Below are 8,555 nucleotides of genomic sequence, written 5' to 3' on the forward strand. Positions count from 1 at the left end.
ACCGCCTCGGCGGTGGCACCGGCCAGCCGCTGCGACTCGGCCAGCCGCACCATCAGCAGCGCCCGCGCCCTGGCCCGCCCCGGTCCGAGCGCCGCCACCGCCTCCGTCAACAGCTCCTGGGCCCGCCGGTGCTCGCCGAGGAACAGGTGCCCCTCCCCCACCATCCCGGCAAGGTCCGCCCACGCCTCCCCACCGGCTTCCCCTCCCGCCTCCCCGTCCAGCTCCGCGAACGCCCGCCCCGCCGCCTCCGCCAGCCCGGCGGCGTCCCCGCGCCGCCCGTGCGCGCGGGCGATCCGGCCGAGCTGCAGTGCCCGGTCGGCCGGGCCGAGCGCGTCGCCGGCCGCCGCCACCGCCTCGGCCAGCACCGTGACCGCGTCCAGCCCCCGCCCGCCCGCGCTACCGGTGGCCAGCACGACGAGGCCGCCGAGCACGGCCACCCCGGCCCGCCGCTCGCCGCTGAGGTGGGCGGCGCGCAGTGCTGCCGCGAACGCCCGCTGGGCGGTGGCGTCGTGGCCGAGGTCGTACGCGGCCCAGGCGGCCAGGCCGGCGAGGCGGCCGGCCGCGCCGTACAGCGCCCGGCCGAGCGGTTCGTCGTAGGCGCCGAGTTCCAACAGCTTGGTGACCATGGCCAGTTCGGCGCGGGCGGGGCCGAGGACGAGTCCGCCGCCGCAGGACCGTTCCAGCCGCTGCTTGCTGCGGTGGGCGGCGGCGAGCTCGCCGACCAGCGCGGGGTCGACGCGCAGCACGCCGTCGCCGCCGAGGGCCGGGGGCGGGGTGGTGAGCCGACGGGCGGCCTCGGCGAGGTCGGCGCCGCGGAAGAGGTCGGTGAGGCGGACGGGTCCGGCGTCGGCAGCCGTCTCGCGCAGCGCGGTCTGGGCGGTGTCGGCCGTCCACGGGTCGGTCAGCAGCCGCGGGGAGAGGATCTTGGCGCCGCGGTGGCCGCCCATCCGGCCCCAGAGCTGCTCGTAGGTGACGGCGATGCCGAGGGTGCGGCTGAACACCTCACAGACGGCCTGGTCGTGGGGGCTGCGCGGGACCATGCCCCGGTCGCGCCACTTGTAGGGGGCGGTGGAGCTGATCGCGAGCCGGGCCGGGACGGTGAGGTTGACCTCGCGGGCGAGCCGCTCCGGGCTCCAGCCGAGCTGGTGGAGTATCCGGGCGAGTTCCTCGTTGCGTCTGCGCTCCAGATCGGCCATGACTCCGACGGTAGCGGTCCGCCGGGGGCCGTCGTCGGGAGGTCGCCGAAACCGGCCGCGCACCGGCCGCGCACCAGCCGCGCACCAGCCGCGGGCGTCGAACAGCCGCCGAGGCCCCAGCAGTGCCCCCGGAACGCCGAAGGCCGCCCCCCGTTTCCGGGAGACGGCCTTCGATTCNCTGTGGAGCTACGGGGAATTGAACCCCGGACCTCTTGCATGCCATGCAAGCGCTCTACCAACTGAGCTACAGCCCCGCGACACACACAGCCCCTCGAGCAGAAACGATCTTCCGAGGGCACTCCGGGTGCGGAGTGGAGCTACGGGGAATTGAACCCCGGACCTCTTGCATGCCATGCAAGCGCTCTACCAACTGAGCTACAGCCCCTCGACCTGCGATGTCACCGGGGGTTTCGTTCCGTTTCCCTCGGCGACATCACTTACTTTACACGGTCCGGGGGTGCTCCACGAATCCGTTCCCGCAGGGCCCGCGCGATCGCGGCCCGAGCCCCGTGCGGACGCCCGCGCGATCACGGCCCGAGCCCCGCGCGGACGCCCGCCCTACCCNCTTGCATGCCATGCAAGCGCTCTACCAACTGAGCTACAGCCCCTCGTCGTCCGGATCTCCCGCTTCCCTTCCGGGCCGCGTTCCCTCCGTGCGAACGAGGAAAACTCTAACCGGTCCGACCCGGAACTGCGAAATCCGCCCTTCCCGGCCCCGCTCCACACGCGCTCCGCACCCTCACCGCGCACACCGCCGCGGACATCGCCCGGACACCGTCCCGACCGTGCCCGGGCACCCCCCGGACACCGTCCGGACGGTGTCCGGACCGCTCAGGTGTCGTCGCCGATGACCGGCTGCGGCAGGGTGCCGGCGTTGTGCTCCAGCAGCCGCCAGCCCCGCGCGCCGAGGCCCAGCACGGACCAGCAGCAGTTCGACAGCCCGCCGAAGCACTCCCACAGCTCCGGCTCGAGGCCGAGCATCCGCCCCAGCACGGTGCGGATGGTGCCGCCGTGGCTGACCACCACCAGGGTGCCGTTCTCGGGCAGCTTGCCGACCGCGTCGAGCACCACCGGCACCGCGCGGTCCGCGACCTCGGTCGCGAGCTCGCCGCCGCCGCGCCGGACGGGTTCGCCCTGCGCCCAGGCGGCGAACTCCTCCGGGAAGCGCTCGCGGATCTCCGCGTTGGTCAGCCCCTGCCAGGAACCGGCATAGGTCTCGCGCAGGCCCTCGTGGTGCTGCACGTCCAGGCCGGTCACCCTGGCCAGCTCGTCGGCGGTACGGCGGGCCCGTGAGAGGTCGGAGGAGACCAGCAGGTCCGGACGCAGGCCGGAGAGCATCCGGGCGGCCCGCTGCGCCTGCAGCACGCCCTCCCCGGTCAGCTCGATGTCCGTGGTGCCCTGGAAGCGCGATTCGAGGTTCCAGGAGGTCTGGCCGTGTCGCCAGAAGACGATGCGCGGACCTCGCGCCTCCCGGCTCAGCTGTAGTCCTCGGCGCCGAAATCGTCCGCCGGGGCCTGCTCGGCCGGGGCCAGGGCGTTGCCGGCCGCGTCGGTGTGGGCGTCGGGGCGGTTGCGGGAGGCGACGGCGTCCTCCGGCAGCGGCAGCTCGGGGCAGTCCTTCCAGAGGCGGTCCAGCGAGTAGAAGGAGCGCTCCTCGGAGTGCTGGACGTGCACGACGATGTCGAGGTAGTCGAGCAGGACCCAGCGGCCCTCGCGCTCGCCCTCGCGGCGCACCGGCTTGATGTCCAGCTTCTCGCGCAGCTGGTCCTCGATCTCCTCGGCGATGGAACGGACCTGGCGGTCGTTGCTCGCGGAGGCGATCAGGAAGGCGTCGGTGATCGACAGCACCTCGCTGACGTCGAACGCGACGATGTTGTGGGCCAGCTTGTCGGCCGCCGCCTGGGCGGCGACGTTGATGAGTTCCTGGCTGTGCTCAGTGGCGGTCACGATGTACTTCCGGCTCGGCTGCTTGGGGTCGCCCGGCGCACTGGGCGCGGGGATCGCCTTCCAGGATCTCACGCCGCCCCGGCGGCCCCGGAACCGTTTTCCGGGACCGCCGGGCCGTGGGCCGGACGGGGCGGCCGCCGCGCGGGCGCGGGGCGCCCCGTCCGGCGGCCGGGACTACGGGGCCTTCGGCGGCGCGTAGTCCTTGCCGAGCACCACGACCAGGTCGGCGTTCTGGGCGTCGGCGACCTTCTTCACCGCCGTCTCCGGCAGGTTGAGGCTGATCGCCAGGGACTTCGCGGCGGCCTGCCGGGCGTCGTCGGTGTAGCGGATCTCACTGGCGGCCTGCGGCGCGGACTTGGCCCCGCCGGGGACGAAGGTGAGGCCCGCGTTGACCACCTGGACCTGGGCGGCGGCCGCCGCCTGGTCGTTGCCGGAGGCGTCCTGGACGGAGACCCGGGGAGGCGCGTCGGCGCCGGTCGCGGCCTTCACGGTGCCGCCGAGCACGTCCTTGACCTGCTTGCCGGCGGTGGCCTCGTCCAGCGAACCGTCCGGCTTGACGGTCAGCGTGGCGGTGCCGAACTGCCCGGCCTTCGACTGCTGGGCGAGCTGGGCGAGCACTCCGGCGAGCGCGTCCTCGGGCAGGGAGGGGTCGAGCACCGCGTTCATCCGGTGCACGTCGTCCTTGGCGTCCTTGAACTCGACCGGCATCGTGCGCACCACCGCGTCCATCACCTGGCCGAAGCGGGCGAGCTGGGCGTCCCGGCTCTCGCCGGCGTTCTGCAGGGTGGCGTAGCCGACCGCGGCCTTCCCGCCGAGCAGGGTGTTCTTGCCGGCGGCGGCGAGCACCTTGCCGTCGGGCCGGCCGCCCTCGTGGACCTCCGCGTCGGTGTCCACCCGGACGCCGCCGAGCTGGGTGACCAGCAGTTCCAGGTAGGGGGTGTCGAGGCGCCAGGTGCCGGCGACGGGGGCGCCGAGCACGGTGGTCAGGCCGTCCCGGGTGCCGGAGGCGCCGAGGGAGTCCATGGCCTGGCCGACGGTGGTGACCGGCGGGTCGCCGGGGCCGGGCAGCCGCAGGGTGTCCGGCAGGAGCAGCACGGTGCCCTTCTTGCCGGCGGTGTCGTTGACCAGCAGCGCGCTGGAGACCTTGCCCTGGAGGTCGCGCAGGTGGACGACGTTGACCTGGCGCGGCCCGGCGGCGGCGGTGGCGGAGTCGCCCTTGTCGCGGGTGAACCAGAGGTAGCCGCCGGCGCCGGCACCGGCGACCGCGGCGACGGCGACGAGGCCGATCAGCCGGTTGCGGAGCCTGCGGCGGCGCTCGGCGCGCACCTCGCTGCGGGACTCGGCGAACTTGAGCCAGTCGATGACGTCCTCGGACTCCGCCTCCTCCTCGTCGACGAAGGTGAACTCGCCGGTGGCGTAGTTGTCCTCGGGGGCGCCGGCGGTCCTGGACCGGGTCGCGCGGGAGCCGCCGACCTGCTCGGACGGCGGCTCGGGACGGGCGGGGGCGGCCGGCTCGGCGGCGGCGGGGCGCGGTACCCGGGCCCGCGGGGTCACCGGGGCCGCCGGCGTGGTCCCGGCCGGCTCCGGCTCGACGACGGCCGGCATCGGAGCGGTCGCGTACGCCTGCGCCGGGGACTGCGCCGGGGCCTGGCCCTGGGACGGGGACGGGGACTGCGGCTGCTCGTACGGCTGGTAGCCCTGCTGCTGGTACTGGTCCTGGTAGCCGTAGCCGCCCTGCTGCTGGTACCCCTGGGCCGGCTGCTGACCGTACTGGCCGGGCTGCTCCCGCGGCTGCTCGTACCCCTGCTCGTAGCCCTGCTGGTAGCCCTGCTGCTGGTACTGGTCCTGGTAGCCGTACTGGCCCTGCCCGTAGGGCGCGGACGGCACCGGCTGCCCGTACTGGTCGTACTGCTGGTGCTGCCCGTGCTGCTCGTACTGGCCCGACGGCTCGTACTGCCCCGACGACTCGTACTGACCGGACTCGTAGATCCCGGGCTGCTGCTCGTACTGGTCGTACTGCTGCTGCTCGTAGCCGCCCTGCTGCTGGTAGGGCGGGTACTGCCCGGTCGACCAGTCGTCCGGCTGCCCGGGCTGCTGCCCCTGCGGTCCCCTGCGCTCGCTCATCCGTCGGCCCCTCCGGGATCAGGTCCGGTGCGGCGCGTAGAGCGCCCGCTTGTCGATGTAGCGGACCACGCCGTCCGGGACGAGGTACCAGACCGGCTCGCCCTTGGCGACCCGGTCCCGGCAGTCCGTGGAGGAGATGGCCAGCGCCGGGACCTCCACCAGGGAGACCCCGCCCACCGGAAGCCCGGCATCGGTCAGAACGTGCCCCGGCCGTGTGCAGCCGATGAAGTGGGCGAGCGAGAAGAGTTCCTCGGAGTCGCGCCAGGAAAGGATCTGGGCGAGCGCGTCGGCGCCGGTGATGAAGAAGAGGTCCGCTTCCGGGTGCAGCGCCCGCAGGTCGCGCAGGGTGTCGACGGTGTAGGTCGGTCCCTCGCGGTCGATGTCGATCCGGCTGACCGAGAACTGCGGGTTCTCCGCGGTGGCGATGACCGTCATCAGGTAGCGGTCCTCGGCCGGGGTGACCTCGCGGTCGCTCTTCTGCCAGGGCTGCCCGGTCGGGACGAAGATCACCTCGTCCAGGTGGAACGCGCTGGCGACCTCACTGGCCGCGACCAGGTGCCCGTGGTGGATCGGGTCGAAGGTGCCGCCCATGACGCCGAGACGACGCTTCACCGGCGCCGGTACACCGGGACTCCCGGTCTGCTCTCCCATGGCGCCACACCTTACGCGACGCCCGTTACGGTGCGGGAACGGCCGGGTGCCGGGCGTCCCGGGGGCGGTTCCGCACCCCGGGCCACCGTCGGCCGGGTCAGCGGTCCCGGTTGAAGCGGGTGGTCACGAAGAGCAGCAGCAGAAGGACGAAGAACGCGGCGCCACCCGTCAGGTACGGGCTGAGGCTGTCGTGGTTGCCCCCCTCGCTCTCGTTGGCGAGAAGGTTCAGGACAGGGAGTGCGGCGGCAGTGCTCATGGTCGGCGGGACCTTCTCGGCTCGGATGACGGACAGGGGTGTCGTGCGGGCCGGTGAGGGCCCACCCGTCATCGTACGGGGGGTTACAAGGCAACCGCTCGGCGGCCCACCACGTCTGAACCGCCGTGAGCCCTCGGTCGGGGACGCCCCGCCGGGGGGCCGGTCAGTTGTTGCGGCCGGCCCGCAGCAGGATCCAGGCGAGCAGGCCGACGCCGACGAAGGAGGCGATCAGGATGATCCGCAGGAAGATCCCGGGGCCGCCCTCCCCGGAGATCGGGGCGGCCAGGCTGACAAGGGCGGCGGTGGACATCGGCGGGCTCCTCGGACTGCTCGGTGCCGCGGCCGGAGGTGGCCCGGCTTTCCCCGGGCATTCAGGGTAAACCGCCCTCACACCGGGGCCGCCCACCGCCCCCGCGGACACCGTCCGCGCCGCACCGACGGGCTCCCGCCCCGGCCCCGCCCCGGCCCCGAACGGGCTCAGGCCCGGCCCCGAACGGGCTCCGAACGGGCTCCCGGCGACACGTAGGGTGGCCGCGGGGACGAGTACGCAACCACGGACGTTGCACAGACAGTCGTTACAGGCGAAGGACCAGCGGGGGCCGGCCGGGTGCCGGGGCCGCCGTCGACAGGAGGTACTCACACCATGACCGACCCGATCGCGAAGACCCCGAGCCGGCGCCGTCAGCGCTTCCCGGAGATCTCCACCCGGGCCTGGGAACACCCGGCCGACCGTTCCGCGCTCGTCGCGCTGCGCAAGCTCACCGGCTTCGACGACGTGCTGAAGAAGCTCGCCGGCCTGGTCTCCGAGCGCTCGATCCGGCTGATGTTCCTGGCCACCGCCGTGAAGACCTCCGAGCGACAGTTCCCCGAGCTGCACGGCATGGTGCGCGACGCCGCCTACGTGCTCGACCTCGACAAGGTGCCGGACCTCTACGTCAGCCAGGACCCGACGGTCAACGCGTTCTGCATCGGCATCGACACGCCGGTGATCGTGGTCACCAGCGGCCTGGTCGAGCTGCTGGACGAGGAGGAGCTCCGCTCGGTGATCGGCCACGAGGTCGGTCACGCGATGTCCGGCCACGCGGTCTACCGGACGATGCTGATGATCCTCACCAACATCGCCGCCCGGATCGCCTGGGTGCCGCTCGGCAATCTGGCGATCATGGCGATCGTCACCGCGCTCAAGGAGTGGTTCCGCAAGGCCGAGCTCTCCAGCGACCGGGCCGGCCTGCTCGCCGGGCAGGACCTCCAGGCCTCGATGCGGGCGCTGATGAAGCTGGCCGGTGGCCACAACCTGGCCGAGATGAACGTGGACGCCTTCCTGGAGCAGGCCGAGGAGTACGAGAAGGCCGGCGACCTGCGCGACGGCGTGCTCAAGCTGCTGCAGGTGCTGCCGCAGAGCCACCCGTTCGCGGTGGTCCGGGTCGCCCAGCTGAAGAAGTGGGCCGAGAGCGAGGACTACCGCTCCATCCTGGCCGGCGCCTACCCGCGCCGCACCGACGACCCGAACACCTCGGTCGGCGACCAGTGGCGGGCGGCGGCCGACCACTACACGACCTCGGTGAAGGAGAGCAAGGACCCGCTGATGGGCCTGATCCGCGATGTCGCGGGCGGCGCGGTGACGGTCGGCGGCAAGCTCCGCGACACCTTCACCGGAGCCCGCGCCGGCGGCAACGGCTCCAGCAGCGGCAACGGCAGCGGCACCGACGGAAGCGGCGACGGCGGCAAGGACGGCACGTCCGGGACGAACTGAGCCCGGCCCCGCCCCCGCGGCGAGCCTCCGGCGGCCCCCGGTCACCCCGACCGGGGGCCGCCGGGGGTTCCGGCCACGCCCACCGGCCGAACCACCGGCCACCTTCTCCAGCCAGGAGGACCCCCGCCGAGGGTCTCAGCCGCCCGCCAGCACCCCGCACACCTGCCAGGCCGGCCGGGCATGGTTGCCCGGATCCACCGCCGACGGCCCACTCGGCGGCGCGGCGGGATCCGCCCCGGCCAGCACCGGCTGCACCACCCCGGCCAGCGAGCCGTCGCACGGCGCCGGCCCGGCCTGCAGCACCGAGTCGACCAGCCGCAGCTGCGCCGCCGCCAGGTCGATCCGGTCGAACTCGAAGGTCAGCTGCCGCCGCACGGTCTCCAGGGTGACCGGCGCCCCGGCGGGCGCCCCGGCGGCCTTCAGCGCGTAGACGAAGGTGTGGTCGGTGGTGATCCGCAGGGTGCCGCTGTCCGCCTCGTCGATCCGCATCGCCCCGGCCACCTTCACGGTGTCGGCGGCCAGCGCGACCTGCGCCGGGTCGAAGCGGACCAGCCAGCCGGTCAGCGCGTGGTGCCGGTCGTCGACCGGCTGCAGCACGCTCGCGTCGAACTGGGCCTGCTCACCGGGCG

The 8,555-nt window shown here is 73.7% G+C and carries 8 protein-coding genes, 2 tRNA genes and 1 pseudogene; 1 reads left to right on the top strand and 10 read right to left on the bottom strand.

The features are described from left to right. From VR45_RS35650 to VR45_RS48130, 9 genes are all read right to left on the bottom strand, one after another. On the bottom strand, positions 1-1,196 hold a 1,196-nt coding region (locus VR45_RS35650; RefSeq protein WP_045944073.1), incomplete at its 3' end, for a hypothetical protein. 181 nt (positions 1,197-1,377) lie between these two features. Continuing rightward, positions 1,378-1,450, bottom strand: a tRNA-Ala gene (locus VR45_RS35655). Between the two features lie 58 nt (positions 1,451-1,508). Then, a tRNA-Ala gene (locus tag VR45_RS35660) sits at positions 1,509-1,581 on the bottom strand. 446 nt (positions 1,582-2,027) lie between these two features. Next, positions 2,028-2,675, bottom strand: coding sequence for a histidine phosphatase family protein (locus tag VR45_RS35670; RefSeq protein ID WP_045944074.1), 648 nt, complete (start codon positions 2,673-2,675; stop codon positions 2,028-2,030). After that, positions 2,672-3,142 carry a ribosome silencing factor gene (gene rsfS, locus VR45_RS35675; RefSeq protein ID WP_045944075.1) on the bottom strand — a complete coding sequence of 157 codons (471 nt, stop codon included), beginning with the start codon at positions 3,140-3,142 and terminating at the stop codon, positions 2,672-2,674. Before rsfS ends, VR45_RS35670 begins: the two co-directional genes overlap by 4 nt. 174 nt (positions 3,143-3,316) lie before the next feature. Then, positions 3,317-5,266: a LytR C-terminal domain-containing protein gene (locus VR45_RS50310; protein WP_052709633.1), complete on the bottom strand. Its 1,950-nt coding sequence runs from the start codon at positions 5,264-5,266 to the stop codon at positions 3,317-3,319. A gap of 18 nt (positions 5,267-5,284) precedes the next feature. Further along, positions 5,285-5,917 carry a nicotinate-nucleotide adenylyltransferase gene (gene nadD / locus VR45_RS35690; protein WP_045944077.1) on the bottom strand — a complete coding sequence of 211 codons (633 nt, stop codon included), beginning with the start codon at positions 5,915-5,917 and terminating at the stop codon, positions 5,285-5,287. Between the two features lie 97 nt (positions 5,918-6,014). Next, positions 6,015-6,173, bottom strand: a complete 159-nt coding sequence (locus VR45_RS48125; RefSeq protein ID WP_199839611.1) for a hypothetical protein — start codon at positions 6,171-6,173, stop codon at positions 6,015-6,017. A gap of 163 nt (positions 6,174-6,336) precedes the next feature. After that, positions 6,337-6,483: a hypothetical protein gene (locus VR45_RS48130; protein ID WP_199839612.1), complete on the bottom strand. Its 147-nt coding sequence runs from the start codon at positions 6,481-6,483 to the stop codon at positions 6,337-6,339. 333 nt (positions 6,484-6,816) lie between these two features. Between VR45_RS48130 and VR45_RS35695 the strand changes: the two genes are divergently transcribed. After that, positions 6,817-7,926 (top strand): M48 family metallopeptidase, encoded by a 1,110-nt coding sequence (locus tag VR45_RS35695; RefSeq protein WP_045944078.1) that lies wholly within the window; start codon positions 6,817-6,819, stop codon positions 7,924-7,926. A gap of 135 nt (positions 7,927-8,061) precedes the next feature. Here VR45_RS35695 and VR45_RS35700 read toward each other — a convergent pair. Further along, a pseudogene (locus tag VR45_RS35700) lies at positions 8,062-8,555 on the bottom strand (hypothetical protein); the annotation flags it as partial.

The sequence above is a fragment of the Streptomyces sp. NRRL S-495 genome, assembly GCF_000966955.1.
Classification (GTDB): domain Bacteria; phylum Actinomycetota; class Actinomycetes; order Streptomycetales; family Streptomycetaceae; genus Kitasatospora; species Kitasatospora purpeofusca.

Coding starts and splice junctions, on each gene's coding strand:
- VR45_RS48125 (WP_199839611.1), bottom strand. CDS start 6,173: ATGAGCACTGCCGCCGCACTCCCTGTCCTGAACCTTCTCGCCAACGAG.
- nadD (WP_045944077.1), bottom strand. CDS start 5,917: ATGGGAGAGCAGACCGGGAGTCCCGGTGTACCGGCGCCGGTGAAGCGT.
- VR45_RS35695 (WP_045944078.1), top strand. CDS start 6,817: ATGACCGACCCGATCGCGAAGACCCCGAGCCGGCGCCGTCAGCGCTTC.
- VR45_RS48130 (WP_199839612.1), bottom strand. CDS start 6,483: ATGTCCACCGCCGCCCTTGTCAGCCTGGCCGCCCCGATCTCCGGGGAG.
- VR45_RS50310 (WP_052709633.1), bottom strand. CDS start 5,266: ATGAGCGAGCGCAGGGGACCGCAGGGGCAGCAGCCCGGGCAGCCGGAC.